Source organism: Pseudoflavonifractor intestinihominis (assembly GCF_040096055.1).
Taxonomy (GTDB): Bacteria; Bacillota; Clostridia; order Oscillospirales; family Oscillospiraceae; genus Pseudoflavonifractor; species Pseudoflavonifractor intestinihominis.
This window is the reverse complement of record NZ_JBBMFK010000035.1, coordinates 23,252-38,344: the sequence shown is the minus strand read 5'-3', so window position 1 is coordinate 38,344 and position 15,093 is coordinate 23,252. Positions and strand designations below refer to the sequence as shown.

The following is a 15,093-nucleotide window of genomic DNA, read 5'->3' as shown; positions in this document are numbered from 1 at the left end:
GATCTGATCCCCTCAGGGGGCGCGGCGCTCCATACTTTTCAGGAAATGTGTCAGTAGGCGTACAGGTACAGGATATCCTCGGCCAGAAGGTTGAGCGTACCGTCAGGAGAGACGGTATAGACGTCCGCAGAAGAGGGGGCTGAGGATGCGAGGTCAACGCACACGGTGATGCAGGTCTGGCTGCCCACCCCGGTGACAGTAAGAAAGACGTTGTCGTCCTCCGCTGCGGGCACCTCCACGGAAATAGGATCGCCGCCGTCGGAGAAGAGAAGTCTGGTGTTGTCGTCGGCGGAGCAGAGGATGGTGTTGTCCGCAGTGATTACGGCGAATTCAGTGCCATGAGTCAGGAACACCGGCTCCCCACCCGCCCGGAGGGCGTAATAGTTCCGCGCCAGCTGTGTATCGCCGGGGAGGGTGTAGAGCATCAGGGACAGGTCGGAGGAGGCGCCCAGCAGGGAGAGCATGTGCCCCTGGGCCAGCACCTGGGAGGCGGGGGCGCCCCACAGGTCGTCAAAACGGTAGAGGGTGTTCTGCTCGCTCACGCCGCTGATCTGGACCACCAGGCTGTTTCCGTCCTGGGAGGTGTAGGCGGCAGAGAGAGAGAGAAAGGTGTCCTCGGGAAACAGAGCGGAGGCCTCCCCGTCCCCATCCAGCAGCCAGATGTTCTGGTCCGAGCGGAGGCATTTTTTCCGTAGCGTGTCCACGTTGTACAGGCGGACAGAGAGGTAATTGGTGCCGTTATAGCTGCTGGAGGAAAAGGCCGGGGAACAGAGGGACTGAAGGGAGAAGGCGCCGATGTTCCGGGGTCCCTCGCCCTCCCGGCAGAACCAGGTGACGGGGCTGTCGTCCTCTTCCGTCGTGTAGAGCAGCTCGGTGCCGTCCCGGTTGGAGAGCAGGCTTGCTAAGAGGGACAGCCGGTCGGTGAGCAGGACGGAAGCTCCGTCCCGCCAGGCGTACAGGGAGAGACTGCTGCCGTCCAGGACGGTGTAGTAGAGCGTGCCGCTGTCAGTGACCAGGGCGGGGGCCATATCCTCAGCGGGAAGCTCCTGGAGCACGCCGCCGTCCAGCATCAGGCAGAGATGAAAGTTGCCGTCGCTGTCAGAGGCTGTCTGCCACACCAGGGCATGGCCGCCGTAGGACAGGAGGACGGAGGAGGGGGACACGCCCTCGGCCGCCAGCGTCGGGGCCTCCTCGCTCCGCTGGAGCCAGAGCTGCCCATCTGCGGTGACCCAGGCGGCGGTGCTCCCGTCGCCGGAGAGCGCGCAGTACCCCACCTGCTCCGCCAGGGTGGTGCAGCCAACGGAATCGGCCCGGTACAGGGTGCCTTCGGCATCCGCCAGCAGGAGCACAGACTTGTCCGCGGACATAGCGGCGGAGCGGAACGCGGTGTTTTCCTGCGGGAGGGTCAGCACCTGCTCCGTACCCCGCCACAGCTCCGCCTGGGCAGGGTCGGACCTGGCCATGAAAAAGAAGGAATTCTGACTGTTCAAAACAAAGGACGGGTCCAGCTGGGGCGGGCGGGTGAGGAAGAAGGCCAGAGTGCCCGCCGCAGCGGCCAGCACCAGTACCGCGGCCAGCACAAAGAGGAGCCGCCGCCTGGGGCGGGGTGCAGCCGCAGCGGCAGCCGGCTGCTCTGCAGGGACCGCCTCCTGCTCCGCATGGGCCTCCCGGTCGGGAAGCGCCGCGCCGCAGCGGCCGCAGAAGCGGTCGTCGGGACCGTAGGGGAAACCGCACTTGGGACAGAACATAGGGTATCTCCTCCAGAAAAGTCAGAATCGACAGAATACTTGGGGCCAAATCCATCCTAGCACACCGGTGGGGAGATGGCAAGAAGCGGGAGAAAAAAGGGGGAGTACCCGGCAAAAAGGCGGAGAAACGGGTGACAGAAGGGGGAAAGCGTGCTATACTATCCATAATTGCGCGCATATCGCGTATTGGAAAGAAAGGACAATGTACAATGAAATGGATGAAACGTACGGCCGCACTGGGCGCCGCCGCGCTGCTGGCCCTGTCGCTGACAGCCTGCTCCGGCGGAAACGCCGACGAGACGGTGGCTGCCGCCCTGGAGAAGGTGAAGGGCGCCGCCAGCGTGGACGCCGTCATCGAGATGGCGGCGGAATACACCTCTGAGGACCAGGATCTGTCCGTCACCAACCGGATGACCCTGACCACCTTCCAGGACCCGCTGAAGATCAAGGCGGAGGTGGCGCTGGACATGGCCACCGGCGACGACACCTACAACCAGACCATCACCATGTACGCCCGGAAAGAGGGGGAGGACCTGGTCCAGTACGCCACCGACGGCACCTACTGGGCCAAGCAGACCACCACCCAGGACGTGCTGGACACCTATAACGCCGGGGATACCCTGGGCGGCTACCTGGATCAGGCCTCCGGCTTCAAGAAGGACGGCACCGAGACCGTCAACGGCGCCGACGCGGTGAAGTACACCGGCTCCATCAGCGGCGCGCCCCTGGTGGACATCCTGGATACCAACGGCTACCTGTCCTCCATCTCCTCCATGTCCGAGGACCAGCAGGAGAAGATCAGGGCCAACCTGGAGAACATGCCCGCCGCCTCTGTCACCGTGTGGGTGGACCAGCAGGGCTACCTGGTCCAGATGGAGATGGACATGATGGAGGTCATCGACAACATGGAGGCCAACATCGACGAGACCCTGGGCCATCCCACCACCACGGAGGACGAGGCCACCAACCAGCTGGTGAGCTCTGTGATCCGGATGAACTGCTCCAACTTTGACGCGGCCACCGACTTTGAGATCCCCGCCGAGGCCCTGGAGGCGGAGGACCTGACCACGGCCCAGAACACCGACGGCACCCAGAGCACGGACGGTTCCCAGAGCACCGGAACCGACGGCCAGAGCGGCGCCGCGGGCGGCGCGGCCGTCAACGAGTAAAGAGACAATATAATATAAGGTAGCAGGAGCGGGGAAAGCGGCGGCTGTCCCCGCTCCTGTTTTTTGCAGGGAACTTTTCGGCGGGAAAAACGTCTGAAAAACAGCAGATTCTGGAACGGGGAGAAAAAGACAGGGTTCCCGTTGCTTTTTCCAGAATGAGCCGCTATAATTATGTTAAGTATGGCAACCCGCCTTCCGGCGGGGAAAAGGACGAGCCCGAATTTGGAGGTGCGCTATGAAACGAAACAGACTGCTTTCCGGTGCGCTGGCCCTGGCGCTGGTGCTCTCACTGACCACGGTACCCGCATTCGCCGCCACGTTCCCCGACGTGCCCGCCGGATACTGGGCGGAGTCCTACATCAACGACATGGCCGCCCAGGGCGTGTTCAAAGGCTATGACAACGGCGAGTTCCGCCCCAAGAACGAGCTCCAGGGCAGCGAGGCCCTGGCCCTGTGCGCCCGCATCGCCGTGGAGACCGATCTGCGGACCCAGATCGGCAAGGACCGGGCCAGTGAGATCTCTGCCATCATGGGGGATCAGCAGTCCTGGTTCCGGGACGAGTACGCCACCTGCCTGGAGGCGGGCATCCTCTCCTACACCGAGCTGAAGGGGCTCTATGACTCCGGCGCGCTGGACAACGGCAGGACCATCACCAAGGAGGACTTCGCCCTCTACCTGGTGCGGGCCATGCAGCTGGACTCCATGGCCGAGCACCTGTCCAGCTACACCCTCACGTTCACCGACAAGGCCGACATCACCCCCGGCCGTGAGCCCTATATCTACCTGCTCAATACATACGGCATCATCACCGGCACCGACCAGAACCAGTTCCAGCCCAAGAGCACCGTCACCCGCGAGGTGGCCGCCACCATGCTCTCCCGGGCCATCGCCTTCATGAAGGAGCGGGGCACCAGCGTGGAGCTGCCCAACTACACCGACTACGAGTGGCAGGCGGGCACCATCGTCTCCGCCACCTCCAGCAGCAAGAACGTGCTCCTCCTCACCCTCAACAGCGACCTGTCCGGCTCCTACACCATCTCCCTGCCGGCGGACACCCCCATCTATGAGAACAGCATGCTGGTGGACAGCGCCCTGCTCCAGACCGGTACCTACGCCCGGGTGTGCTACGATGAAGACGGCACGCCCATGGCCGTGCGCCTGTCCGGCAAGCTGGACACCGTGGCCGGCACTGTGGTGGGCGTGTCGGACAGCGGGATTCTCCTCAATGTGAACGGCACCTCCCTCACCCTGCCCTACGACCGCTTCACCGAGGTCCAGGTGGGCCAGAAGGTGGGCGGCTATGAGCTCATCGACCCCGAGGCGGGGTACACCACCGCCGTCTGCCGGGTGGACCAGCAGGACCACCTGGCCGCCGTCCAGCTCTCCGGCGGCACCCGGAAGGCCGAGGGCCTGATCACCGCCGTGGAGACCCAGGCCTCCGGCGGCAGCGTGCTCACCATCTCCGGCTTTGACGGCCAGCAGGAGCGGCTCACCGTCCCCGCGGGCACTGCCATCACCGCCAACGGCCTGGCCGTCACCGCCATGAACACCAGCTATGTGGGCAGCTATGTGTCCCTCCGGGTGTCCAATGACAACGGCAACGTGACCACCGCCGCTGTGGATACCGTCACCCAGTACATCCAGGGCGCCGTGAAGAGCGTGGGCAGCGCCAGAGGCGTCAGCAACGTGACCATCACCGACCTGAAGACCAACAAGGCCACCACCTACAACTTTGCCGCCAGCGCCGTGGTGACCTATAACGGCAAGACCGCCGCCGTGTCCGACGTGCAGAAGGAATGGTTCGTCACCGTCCGCCTGTCCGGCGGCGAGGTGGCCATGCTCGCCGGCTACCCCGGCTCCACCGTCACCTCGGGCACCATCACCGACATCAGCTACCCCGCCGGCACCACCACGGAGGTCATCAGCGTCACCACCGCTGACGGCCGGGTGGTCCCCTTCCAGATCGACCTGTCCGATCCGCCCCAGATCCGGCGCAGCGAAAAGCCCAGCACCATTGACAAGCTGCGCACCGGCGACGCCGTCACCGTCACCGTCCGCTACAACGCCGTCACCCTGATCGACTCCGTGCCCCAGAGCGCCAATGTCTCCGGCACCATCACCCGCAAGAGCGAGGATACCTCCGGCGTCACCATCGAGGTGGAGCTGGACAACAACGGCGGCACCGTCACCTACGCCATCACCAGCGGCGTGTCGGTGAGCCAGGACGGCAAGCTCATCTCCATGTACGACCTGCGTGTGGGCTACCACGTGGCCATGGTCACCAACGGCGACACCGTGGCCTCCATCGAGGTGGACAAGACCACCACCAGCAGCAGCCAGCTCAACGGCACTGTCATCTACGTGAACACCTCCGACCGGACCATCACCTTCCGGGCCGACGACGGCACGGGCAACGGCTCGGTGATCCAGGTCAGCGCCCCCTCGGGCACCGTCATGCAGGAGGCCACCGGCGGCAGCTTCTCCCTGGGCAGCCTGAAGACCGGCGACAGCCTGAACATCTACGGCGGCTACACCAGCTCCGGCGAGTTCAAGGCCAGCATCATCATCCGCACCGCCAAGTAATCGCGGCGCTTTTCCGGCAGTTTCGGACCGGGCCGTCCCATGGGGCGGCCCGGTCTTTTGCGCCCGGCGGGCAAAGCGGACAGAACAGCGCCCCATCCGGCCTTTTCCTTTGTGTAAGTGGCCAAAACCACGGTTTTTTTGAAAAAAGAGCAAAAAAATACCGAGAAACTCTTGACATAGCCCTATGTTTAGGGTATTATATCAGAGCGCCTGTTTAGGGCGCGATCTGCGATGATGCGGGAGATTGCGGCGTGAGCCGGTAACTTCCGCGGAGTATGTCCGAGCTAGAATCGGGCGGCTGAGGAATCTGTGCACGGGCGTATATCGCCGGTGCATGGAGTAAACCGGCCTGCTTAGAGCCGGTTTTCTTCATGTCCTGGAGTGATACGCACGGAACCGTGGACATAAGATTTCTCACCGTACGAAGCGTGCGAGGAGTACCGAACCCCACTTCGTATGTTTAAGGAGGAAACACCATGGCAGCCCAGAAAGAAATGATTCGCATCCGTCTCAAGGCTTACGACCACCAGCTCATTGACCAGAGCGCCGAGAAGATCGTGGAGACCGCCAAGCGCACCGGCGCGTCTGTCTCCGGTCCTATCCCTCTGCCCACCAAGAAAGAGGTCGTGACCATCCTGCGCGCTGTGCACAAGTACAAGGACTCCCGGGAGCAGTTTGAGCGCCGCACCCACAAGCGCCTCATCGACATCCTCAAGCCCTCCCCCAAGACCGTGGAGGCCCTGATGAGCCTGGAGCTCCCCGCCGGCGTGGAGATCGAGATCAAGCTGTAATTGAACAGCTGAGTCTCACAACTATGTTGTACCCGCAGTCCGCCGCGTTTTGAGGCGGACGGGTCAAGTTGGCAGACCAATGGGGAGCCTGATGCCCCAAGTCTTCCAACCAATAACCTTATTTAAGGAGGAAAACACATGGAAAAGGCCATTATCGGCAAGAAGGTCGGCATGACGCAGATCTTCGACGAAGCCGGCAAGGTCATCCCGGTCACCGTCATTGAGGCTGGCCCCTGCGTGGTCACTCAGAAGAAGACCGTGGAGAAGGACGGCTACACCGCTGTGCAGCTGGGCTTCGAGGACGTGCCCGAGCGCAAGCTCACCAAGCCCGAGCTGGGCCACCTGAAGAAGGCCGGCGTCAGCCCCAAGAAGGTCCTCAAGGAGTTCACCCTCAACAACGCCGAGACCATGAACATCGGCGACGAGGTCAAGGCCGACACCTTCGCCGCCGGCGATCGTGTGGACGTGACCGGCATCAGCAAAGGTAAGGGCTACGCCGGCGTCATCAAGCGCCACGGCGCTCACCGCCTGAAGGAGTCCCACGGTACCGGCCCTGTGCACCGTCACGCCGGTTCCATGAGCGCCAACAGCGATCCTTCCCGCATCTTCAAGGGCAAGATCGGCGCCGGCCAGATGGGCAACGAGCAGGTCACCGTGCTGAACCTGGACGTGGTCAAGGTCGACCCCGAGCTGAACCTGATCGCTGTCTGCGGCGCCATCCCCGGCCCCAAGGGCGGCATCGTCTGCCTGCGCAGCTCTGTTATCAACGTCAAGGAGAAGGGCGCTGCTGCCGACATCTCCAAGAACCCGCAGAAGGCTTCCGGCCGCAATCCCCAGAAGGCTTCCGCCCGTAACAAGTAAGAAAGGAGAGATACCAAATGCCTAAAGCAACTGTTGTTGATATGACCGGCAAGAAGGTCGGCGAAGTGGACCTCTCCGACGCTATCTTCGGCATTGAGCCCAACGTGAGCGTTGTTCACGAGGCTGTCAAGAATCACCTGGCCAACTGCCGCCAGGGCACTCAGTCCGCTCTCACCCGCGCCGAGGTCTCCGGCGGCGGCATCAAGCCCTGGCGCCAGAAGGGCACCGGCCGTGCCCGTCAGGGTTCCACCCGCGCTCCCCAGTGGACTCACGGCGGCGTGGTCTTCGCTCCCAAGCCCCGCTCCTACAGCTACAACCTCAACCGCAAGGTCAAGCGCCTGGCCCTCAAGTCCGCTCTCTCCGCCAAGGCCGCTGAGGGCAACGTCATCGTGGTGGACGGCCTGAACCTGGACGCCGTCAAGACCAAGAACATGGCCTCCTTCCTGGGCGCCGTGGAGGCCAAGAAGGCCGTCCTGGTCACCCCCGAGGTCAATGAGAACGTGGTCCTGTCCGCCCGGAACATCCCCGGCGTGGTCACCACCACCGCCAAGCTCCTCTCCGTTTACGACATCGTAAACGCCAACCAGTTCATCGTGGACAAGGCCGCCCTGGCCGTCATCGAGGAGGTGTTCGCATAATGGCTACCACCGCTTATGATATCATCAAGCGTCCGGTCATCACCGAGCAGTCCATGGAGCAGACTGAGATGAAGCGCTACACCTTCGAGGTGGCCAAGAGCGCCAACAAGATCGAGATCGCCAAGGCCGTCGAGGAGATCTTCGGCGTGAAGGTGGTCAAGGTCAACACCCTGAACATGCAGGGCAAGGAGAAGCGCACCGGCGCCTATCCCAAGGGCCGCCGCCCCTCCTGGAAGAAGGCTGTGGTCACCCTCAGCGAGGACTCCAAGACCATCGAGTTCTTCGAAGGCATGGTGTAAGGAGGATAAGGAATAATGGCTATCAAAACTTATAAGCCCACAACGCCCTCCCGCCGCCACATGACCGTGAGCGCCTTCGAGGGCATTGACAAGAAGGCTAAGCCCGAGCGCAGCCTGATTGAGAACCTGAAGAAGAATGCCGGCCGCAACAGCTACGGCCGCATCACCGTCCGCCACCGCGGCGGCGGCAACAAGAAGAAGTACCGCATCATCGACTTCAAGCGCCAGAAGGACGGCGAGGTCGCTGTGGTGCTCCGTCTTGAGTACGACCCCAACCGCTCCGCCAACATCGCCCTCATCCAGTATGAGGACGGCACCAAGAGCTATATCCTGGCTCCTGTTGGCCTGAAGGCCGGCCACAAGATCGTCTCCGGCCCCAACGCCGACATCCTGCCCGGCAACTGCCTGCCCATCGCCAACATCCCCGTGGGCGAGCTCATCCACAACATCGAGCTCTACCCCGGCAAGGGCGCTCAGCTCGTCCGGTCCGCCGGCGTGGCTGCCCAGCTGATGGCCAAGGAGAACGGCATGGCTCAGGTCCGTCTGCCCTCCGGCGAGGTCCGCTATATCCGCGAGGACTGCAAGGCCTGCATCGGCCAGGTGGGCAACACCGACTGGGCCAACATCCAGATCGGTAAGGCCGGCCGCAAGCGCCACATGGGTTGGCGGCCCACTGTCCGCGGCTCCGTCATGAACCCCAATGACCACCCCCACGGCGGCGGCGAGGGCAAGAGCCCTGTCGGTCGTCCCGGCCCTGTCACTCCTTGGGGCAAGCCCGCTATGGGTTACAAGACCCGCAAGACGAAGAACCGTACCGAGAAGTTCATCGTCAAGCATCGTAATTCTAAGTAAGGAGGCAGTAAAAGATGTCCAGAAGCATTAAGAAAGGCCCCTTTTGCGCCCCCGAGCTGCTCAAGCGGGTCGATGAGATGAACAAGACCGGTGAGAAGAAGGTCCTGAAGACCTGGAGCCGCGCCTCCACCATCTTCCCCTCCTTCGTCGGTCACACCTTTGCCGTGCACGACGGCCGCAAGCACGTGCCCGTCTACGTCACCGAGGATATGGTCGGTCACAAGCTGGGCGAGTTCGCCCCCACCCGGACCTTCCGCGGTCACGCCGGCGCCAAGTCCGGTAAGTAAGGAGGAGAGATAACATGGAAGATAAAAAGGTAGGCCAGGCTACTCTGCGTTATGCCCGCATCTCTCCCCGTAAGGTTCAGATCGTGTGCGATCTGATCCGGGGCAAGAGCGTGCCCGAGGCCACTGCTATTCTGATGGCCACTCCCAAGGCTGCTTCCGAGCTCATGCTGAAGATCCTCAAGAGCGCGGCTGCCAACGCGGAGAACAATCACCAGATGGATCCCGAGAAGCTGTACGTGTCTGCCACTTACGCCAACCCCGGCCCCATCATCAAGCGTATGCGTCCCCGGGCCCAGGGCCGCGCGTTCCGCATCAACAAGCGTACTTCTCACATCACCATCGCGGTGAGCGAGCGCTAAGGGAGGAGGAAAAATATGGGACAGAAAGTGAACCCCCACGGCCTTCGCGTGGGCGTCATTAAGGACTGGGACTCCCGCTGGTACGCCCGCAACGAGAAGGTCGGCGACCTGCTGGTGGAGGACAAGAAGATCCGGGACTTCCTGAAGAAGACCCAGTACGGCGCTGGTATCCCCAAGATCGAGATCGAGCGCGACAACGCCAAGGTGCGTATCTACCTGCACTGCGCCCGCCCCGGCGTGGTCATCGGCAAGGGCGGCGAGGCCATCGAGGCCCTGCGCCTGCAGCTGGAGAAGATGCTGGGCAAGAGCGTTGCCCTGAACATCGTCGAGGTCAAGAACCCCGACATGGACGCCCAGCTCATCGCTGAGAACATTGCTCAGCAGCTGGAGAAGCGCATCGGCTTCCGCCGCGCTATGAAGAACGCCATGGGCCGTGCCATGCGCATGGGCGCCCGCGGCATCAAGACTCAGGTGTCCGGCCGTCTGGGCGGCGCCGAGATCGCCCGCACCGAGCACTATCACGACGGCACCATCCCCCTGCAGACCCTGCGCGCCGACATCGACTACGGCTTCGCTGAGGCTGCCACCACCTACGGCCGCATCGGCGTGAAGGTGTGGGTCTACAAGGGTGAGATCCTCTCCCAGGCCCTGCGGACCACCCCCCGCACCCTGGATACCAAGAACTTCAAGGAGCGTCCCGACCGGCCCCGCCGGGATCGCCGCGACGGCGACCGCAAGGGCTTCGGCGGTGACCGCCGCCAGGGCGGCTTCAACCGGAACGGCCAGGGCCGTCCCCAGGGCCAGGGCTTCAACCGCGGCCCCCGTCCCGCCGCTCCCGCTGCTGCCAAGGAAGGAGGCGCCAACTAATGCTGCTGCCTAAGAGAGTGAAATACCGCCGCGTTCACCGCGGCCGCATGAAGGGCAAGGCCACCCGTGGCAACACCGTGACCTACGGTGAGTTTGGCCTGCAGGCCACTGAGCCCGCCTGGATCACCAGCAACCAGATCGAGGCCGCCCGTGTCGCCATGACCCGTTACACCAAGCGTGGCGGCCAGGTGTGGATCAAGATCTTCCCCGATAAGCCCGTCACCGAGAAGCCCGCTGAGACCCGTATGGGTTCCGGTAAGGGTTCCCCCGAGTACTGGGTGGCCGTGGTCAAGCCCGGCCGCGTTATGTTTGAGATCGCCGGCGTGTCCGAGGACGTCGCCCGCGAGGCACTGCGTCTCGCTTCCCACAAGCTGCCTGTCAAGTGCAAGATCGTGGCGAAAGAGACCGCCGAGACCGAGAATGGTGGTGAATGAAGATGAAGGCTACTGAAATCCGCAAGATGAGCGCCGCCGAGCTGGAGGCTAAGCTGGGCGACCTGAAGAAGGATCTCTTCCAGCTCCGTCTTCAGCACGCCACCAATCAGCTGGACAATCCCATCCGGATCGCCCAGGTGAAGAAAGACATTGCCCGTGTCAAGACCCTCATCCGTGAGCAGCAGCTCGCAGGCCGATAAGAAGGAGGAACTAGACAATGGAAAACAGAACTTCTTCCCGCAAGACCAGAGTCGGCCTGGTTGTCTCTGACAAGATGGACAAGACCGTGGTGGTGGCCATCGCCGACCGTGTGGCCCACCCCCTGTACAAGAAGATCGTCAAGAGCACTTACAAGCTGAAGGCTCACGACGAGAAGAACGAGTGTGGCATCGGCGACCGCGTGCGGGTCATGGAGACCCGGCCCCTGTCCAAGGACAAGCGCTGGCGCGTGGTCGAGATCCTCGAGAAGGCGAAGTAAGGAGGTGTCGGTATGATTCAGCAGGAGACTTATCTGAAGGTGGCCGACAACACCGGCGCCAAGGAAATCAAGACCATCCGCGTACTGGGCGGCTCCAAGCGCAAGTACGGCAACATCGGCGACGTGGTCGTGGCCTCCGTCCGCAAGGCTCAGCCCGGCGGCACGGTGAAGAAGGGCGAGGTCGTGAAGGCCGTTATCGTCCGCTCCGCCAAGGGCGTTCGCCGCAGCGACGGCAGCTATGTCCGCTTCGACGAGAACGCTGCCGTTCTCATCAAGGACGACAAGAATCCCCGCGGTACCCGTATCTTTGGGCCCGTGGCCCGCGAGCTGCGCGACAAGGACTACATGAAGATCCTGTCGCTGGCTCCCGAAGTGCTGTAAGGGGGTAGGAGTAGACAATGAATAAGATGAGCATCAAGAAGGGCGACGAGGTCGTCGTTCTGTCCGGCAAGGACAAGGGCAAGCAGGGCAAGGTCATTGCCACCCTGCCCAAGAGCGGCAAGGTCGTCGTAGAGAAGATCAACATGGTGTCCCGCCACACCAAGCCCCGTCAGCAGGGCCAGGAGGGCGGCATCATCCCCAAGGAGGCCCCCATGTACGCCTCCAAGGTCATGCGCGTCTGCCCCAAGTGCGGCAAGGCTACCCGCCCCGCCCACAAGACTCTGGCCGACGGCAAGAAGGTCCGCGTCTGCAAGAAGTGCGGCGCTGAAATCTGAGAGAGGAGGAGTTAACAATGGCTGATAAGAAAGTGCCCAATCTGAAGGCAAAGTACCAGGCCGAGGTGGCTCCTGCTCTGATGCAGAAGTTCGGCTACAAGAGCCCCATGCAGATCCCCCGCCTGGAGAAGATCGTGGTCAACTGCGGCTGCGGCGAGGCCCGTGACAACTCCAAGGTGCTGGAGGCCGTTGTGGGCGATCTGACCAAGATCACCGGCCAGAAGGCCATCATCACCAAGGCCAAGAAGTCCGTGGCCAACTTCAAGCTCCGTGAGGGCATGCCCATCGGCGCTAAGGTCACCCTCCGCGGCGACAAGATGTGGGAGTTCCTGGACCGCCTGTTCAACGTGGCCCTGCCCCGCGTCCGCGACTTCCGCGGCATCAACCCCAACGCCTTCGATGGCCGCGGCAACTACGCCCTGGGCATCAAGGAGCAGCTGATCTTCCCCGAGATCGAGTACGACAAGATCGACAAGATCCGCGGCCTTGACGTGGTCATGTGCACCACCGCCACCACTGACGAAGAGGCCAAGGAGCTGCTGACCCTCATCGGCGCTCCCTTCGCCCGCTAAAGGAGGAGAACGAAATGGCTAAGAAGTCTATGATCCTGAAGCAGCAGGCGGAGCCCAAGTTCTCCACCCGCCGCTACAACCGCTGCAAGATCTGCGGCCGCCCCCACGCCTACCTGCGGGACTACGGCATCTGCCGTATCTGCTTCCGCGAGCTGGCCTACAAGGGTCAGATCCCCGGCGTGAAGAAGGCGTCCTGGTAACCTTGTGAAATGAGAAGTTAGGAATGCGGAATTAGGCGGGCCGCCTAATTCCGAACTCCTAATTTCGATTTTCAAATAAATTCCCCGGCCGGCGGTCAACAGGTCGAAGTTGCCTAGCTCCGATACCTTGCCGCTGATACGGGCGCAAGCCCGTAATTCTAATAGGAGGTAACACTCATGCATATTACCGATCCCATTGCGGATATGCTCACCCGCATCCGCAACGCCTCGAATGCCAAGCATGACACTGTCGATGTCCCCGCGTCCAACATGAAGAAGTCCATCGCCCAGATTCTCCTGGACGAGGGCTATATCAAGAACTTCCAGCTCATCGACGACGGCACCCAGGGCGTGATCCGCGTCACCCTCAAGTACAACAACCCCGGCAAGGAGAAGGCCATCTCCGGTCTGCGCCGCGTCTCCAAGCCCGGTCTGCGCGTCTATGCGGGCGCCGACGAGCTGCCCCGGGTCCTGAAGGGCCTGGGTATCGCCATCGTGTCCACTTCCAAGGGCGTCATGACCGACAAGAAGGCCCGCGAGGCTCATGTCGGCGGCGAAGTCCTTGCATTCGTTTGGTAAGGAGGAGTCTCAGATATGTCTAGAATCGGAAGAATGCCGATCGAGCTCCCCGCCGGCGTGGAAGTGCAGATCGGCGACAACAACGTCGTCACCGTCAAGGGCCCCAAGGGTTCCCTGACTCAGCAGCTCCACCCCGCGATGAGCTTTAACCAGGAGGGCAACGTCATCCACGTGACCCGTCCCAACGACCTGAAGGAGAACCGTGCGCTCCACGGCCTGACCCGCAGCCTGCTCCACAACATGGTGGTGGGCGTGACCGAGGGCTTCAAGAAGGAGCTGGACGTCAACGGCGTCGGCTACCGTGTGGCCAAGGAGGGCAAGAAGCTGGTCATGAACCTGGGCTATTCTCACCAGGTCATTGTGGAGGAGCCCGAGGGCATCACCATCGACGTGCCCAACCCCAATAAGATCGTGATCAGCGGCGCTGACAAGCAGCAGGTGGGCCAGTTTGCCGCCGAAGTGAGAGAGAAGCGTCCGCCCGAGCCTTATAAGGGCAAGGGTATCAAATACACTGACGAGGTCATCCGCCGCAAGGAAGGCAAGACCGGCGTCAAGAAGAAGTAAGGAGGTGTGCCACTATGATCAATCGTCCCAATACCAAGGCTCAGCGGCTTAAGCGCCACAAGAGAGTGCGCGGCAAGATCGCCGGCACGCCCGAGCGTCCCCGTCTGAACGTGTTCCGCAGCGAGACCAACATCTACGCCCAGGTCATCGACGATGTGGCCGGCAAGACCCTGGTCTCCGCTTCCTCCCTGGAGAAGGGCTTTGAGGGCTCCGGCTCCAACTGCGAGGCCGCCAAGAAGGTTGGCCAGATGGTAGCCGAGCGCGCCAAGGCCGCCGGCATCACCACCGTGGTCTTTGACCGCGGCGGCTATGTCTACCATGGCCGCGTCGCCGCTCTGGCCGAGGGCGCCCGTGAGGGCGGCCTGGAATTTTAAGGGGAGGAGAAAACGAACATGGCTAGATTTGAAAGAGAACCCAGCGAGTTCACCGAGAAGCTCGTTTCTCTGAACCGCGTCAGCAAGACCGTCAAGGGCGGTCGTGTGATGAAGTTCGCCGCCCTGATGGTGGTCGGCGACGAGAAGGGCCGGGTCGGCTTCGGCACCGGCAAGGCCGCCGAGGTGCCCGAGGCCATCCGCAAGGGCATTGAGGATGCCAAGAAGAACATGTGCACCATCACCCGCTCCGGCACCACCATTCCCCACGAGGTCATCGGTGAGTTCGGCGCCGGCCGCGTGCTGCTCAAGCCCGCTGCCCCCGGTACCGGCATCATCGCCGGCGGCCCTGTCCGCGCTGTCATGGAGGCCGCCGGCATCCGCGACATCCGCGCCAAGTGCCTGCGCTCCAACAACCCTCAGAACGTGGTGTCCGCCACCTTCGAGGGCCTCAAGTCCCTCCGTGGTCCTGAGGAAGTGGCCCGCGTCCGCGGCAAGAGCGTGGAAGAAATCGTAGGTTAAGGAGGGGCTATACAATGGCTAACCTGAATATCAAGCTGGTCAAGAGCCTGAACGGTCGCATTGTCAAGCACAAGGCGACCGCCGAGGCCCTGGGGCTGCGCAAAATCGGCGACGTGACCGTACAGCCCGACAACTCGGCTACCCGGGGCAAGATTGCCGCTATCGGCTATCTGCTCCAGGTCACCGAGGAACAGTAAGGAGG

At 62.5% G+C, this 15,093-nt stretch carries 23 protein-coding genes; 22 read left to right on the top strand and 1 reads right to left on the bottom strand.

All coding sequences use genetic code 11. The annotated features are described in order from the left end of the window. Window positions 1-50 precede the first annotated feature (50 nt). Complete coding sequence (locus tag WMO64_RS15680; protein WP_349232583.1) at window positions 51-1,748, bottom strand: zinc-ribbon domain-containing protein; 1,698 nt, start codon at window positions 1,746-1,748, stop codon at window positions 51-53. Window positions 1,749-1,957: 209 nt separating this feature from the next. Between WMO64_RS15680 and WMO64_RS15675 the strand changes: the two genes are divergently transcribed. The 22 genes from WMO64_RS15675 (at window position 1,958) to rpmD (ending at window position 15,088) form a co-directional block, all read left to right on the top strand. Beyond that, window positions 1,958-2,917 (top strand): DUF6612 family protein, encoded by a 960-nt coding sequence (locus WMO64_RS15675; protein ID WP_349232582.1) that lies wholly within the window; start codon window positions 1,958-1,960, stop codon window positions 2,915-2,917. 235 nt (window positions 2,918-3,152) lie between these two features. Further along, window positions 3,153-5,501, top strand: a complete 2,349-nt coding sequence (locus WMO64_RS15670) for an S-layer homology domain-containing protein (protein ID WP_349232581.1) — start codon at window positions 3,153-3,155, stop codon at window positions 5,499-5,501. 476 nt (window positions 5,502-5,977) lie between these two features. Beyond that, window positions 5,978-6,292 carry a 30S ribosomal protein S10 gene (gene rpsJ, locus WMO64_RS15665; RefSeq protein WP_006573401.1) on the top strand — a complete coding sequence of 105 codons (315 nt, stop codon included), beginning with the start codon at window positions 5,978-5,980 and terminating at the stop codon, window positions 6,290-6,292. 138 nt (window positions 6,293-6,430) lie between these two features. Next, window positions 6,431-7,153: a 50S ribosomal protein L3 gene (rplC, locus tag WMO64_RS15660; RefSeq protein WP_294517982.1), complete on the top strand. Its 723-nt coding sequence runs from the start codon at window positions 6,431-6,433 to the stop codon at window positions 7,151-7,153. A 17-nt stretch (window positions 7,154-7,170) separates the two neighbouring features. Then, complete coding sequence (gene rplD, locus WMO64_RS15655; RefSeq protein ID WP_349232580.1) at window positions 7,171-7,791, top strand: 50S ribosomal protein L4; 621 nt, start codon at window positions 7,171-7,173, stop codon at window positions 7,789-7,791. After that, window positions 7,791-8,090: a 50S ribosomal protein L23 gene (gene rplW, locus WMO64_RS15650; protein WP_294547222.1), complete on the top strand. Its 300-nt coding sequence runs from the start codon at window positions 7,791-7,793 to the stop codon at window positions 8,088-8,090. Before rplD ends, rplW begins: the two co-directional genes overlap by 1 nt. 15 nt (window positions 8,091-8,105) lie before the next feature. After that, window positions 8,106-8,942 (top strand): 50S ribosomal protein L2, encoded by an 837-nt coding sequence (gene rplB, locus WMO64_RS15645; RefSeq protein WP_040647163.1) that lies wholly within the window; start codon window positions 8,106-8,108, stop codon window positions 8,940-8,942. Window positions 8,943-8,956: 14 nt separating this feature from the next. After that, entirely contained in the window at window positions 8,957-9,229 is a 273-nt protein-coding gene (gene rpsS / locus WMO64_RS15640; protein WP_006573406.1) for a 30S ribosomal protein S19, read from the top strand. A 14-nt stretch (window positions 9,230-9,243) separates the two neighbouring features. Continuing rightward, window positions 9,244-9,588, top strand: coding sequence for a 50S ribosomal protein L22 (gene rplV, locus WMO64_RS15635; RefSeq protein WP_349232579.1), 345 nt, complete (start codon window positions 9,244-9,246; stop codon window positions 9,586-9,588). A gap of 15 nt (window positions 9,589-9,603) precedes the next feature. Then, window positions 9,604-10,455 carry a 30S ribosomal protein S3 gene (gene rpsC / locus WMO64_RS15630; RefSeq protein WP_349232578.1) on the top strand — a complete coding sequence of 284 codons (852 nt, stop codon included), beginning with the start codon at window positions 9,604-9,606 and terminating at the stop codon, window positions 10,453-10,455. Continuing rightward, entirely contained in the window at window positions 10,455-10,889 is a 435-nt protein-coding gene (gene rplP, locus WMO64_RS15625) for a 50S ribosomal protein L16 (RefSeq protein ID WP_349232577.1), read from the top strand. The genes rpsC and rplP overlap by 1 nt, the downstream gene beginning before the upstream one ends. Then, window positions 10,886-11,089, top strand: coding sequence for a 50S ribosomal protein L29 (rpmC, locus tag WMO64_RS15620; protein WP_148319006.1), 204 nt, complete (start codon window positions 10,886-10,888; stop codon window positions 11,087-11,089). The genes rplP and rpmC overlap by 4 nt, the downstream gene beginning before the upstream one ends. Before the next feature lie 17 nt (window positions 11,090-11,106). Beyond that, window positions 11,107-11,367 (top strand): 30S ribosomal protein S17, encoded by a 261-nt coding sequence (gene rpsQ, locus WMO64_RS15615; protein WP_349232576.1) that lies wholly within the window; start codon window positions 11,107-11,109, stop codon window positions 11,365-11,367. Between the two features lie 12 nt (window positions 11,368-11,379). Beyond that, window positions 11,380-11,748: a 50S ribosomal protein L14 gene (gene rplN, locus WMO64_RS15610; RefSeq protein ID WP_349232575.1), complete on the top strand. Its 369-nt coding sequence runs from the start codon at window positions 11,380-11,382 to the stop codon at window positions 11,746-11,748. Between the two features lie 17 nt (window positions 11,749-11,765). Continuing rightward, complete coding sequence (rplX, locus tag WMO64_RS15605; RefSeq protein WP_349232574.1) at window positions 11,766-12,083, top strand: 50S ribosomal protein L24; 318 nt, start codon at window positions 11,766-11,768, stop codon at window positions 12,081-12,083. A 17-nt stretch (window positions 12,084-12,100) separates the two neighbouring features. Continuing rightward, window positions 12,101-12,655, top strand: a complete 555-nt coding sequence (gene rplE, locus WMO64_RS15600; RefSeq protein ID WP_349232573.1) for a 50S ribosomal protein L5 — start codon at window positions 12,101-12,103, stop codon at window positions 12,653-12,655. A 14-nt stretch (window positions 12,656-12,669) separates the two neighbouring features. After that, the gene (locus WMO64_RS15595) at window positions 12,670-12,855 is read left to right on the top strand and encodes a type Z 30S ribosomal protein S14 (protein ID WP_006573415.1); all 186 of its coding nucleotides are present in this window, start codon (window positions 12,670-12,672) and stop codon (window positions 12,853-12,855) included. A gap of 177 nt (window positions 12,856-13,032) precedes the next feature. Further along, complete coding sequence (rpsH, locus tag WMO64_RS15590; protein ID WP_006573417.1) at window positions 13,033-13,434, top strand: 30S ribosomal protein S8; 402 nt, start codon at window positions 13,033-13,035, stop codon at window positions 13,432-13,434. A gap of 15 nt (window positions 13,435-13,449) precedes the next feature. Continuing rightward, window positions 13,450-13,998: a 50S ribosomal protein L6 gene (rplF, locus tag WMO64_RS15585; protein ID WP_349232572.1), complete on the top strand. Its 549-nt coding sequence runs from the start codon at window positions 13,450-13,452 to the stop codon at window positions 13,996-13,998. A gap of 14 nt (window positions 13,999-14,012) precedes the next feature. Continuing rightward, window positions 14,013-14,372 (top strand): 50S ribosomal protein L18, encoded by a 360-nt coding sequence (gene rplR / locus WMO64_RS15580; RefSeq protein ID WP_349232571.1) that lies wholly within the window; start codon window positions 14,013-14,015, stop codon window positions 14,370-14,372. A gap of 18 nt (window positions 14,373-14,390) precedes the next feature. Next, the gene (gene rpsE / locus WMO64_RS15575) at window positions 14,391-14,891 is read left to right on the top strand and encodes a 30S ribosomal protein S5 (protein ID WP_006573420.1); all 501 of its coding nucleotides are present in this window, start codon (window positions 14,391-14,393) and stop codon (window positions 14,889-14,891) included. A 14-nt stretch (window positions 14,892-14,905) separates the two neighbouring features. Then, window positions 14,906-15,088, top strand: coding sequence for a 50S ribosomal protein L30 (gene rpmD, locus WMO64_RS15570; RefSeq protein WP_006573421.1), 183 nt, complete (start codon window positions 14,906-14,908; stop codon window positions 15,086-15,088). Window positions 15,089-15,093: the final 5 nt, after the last annotated feature.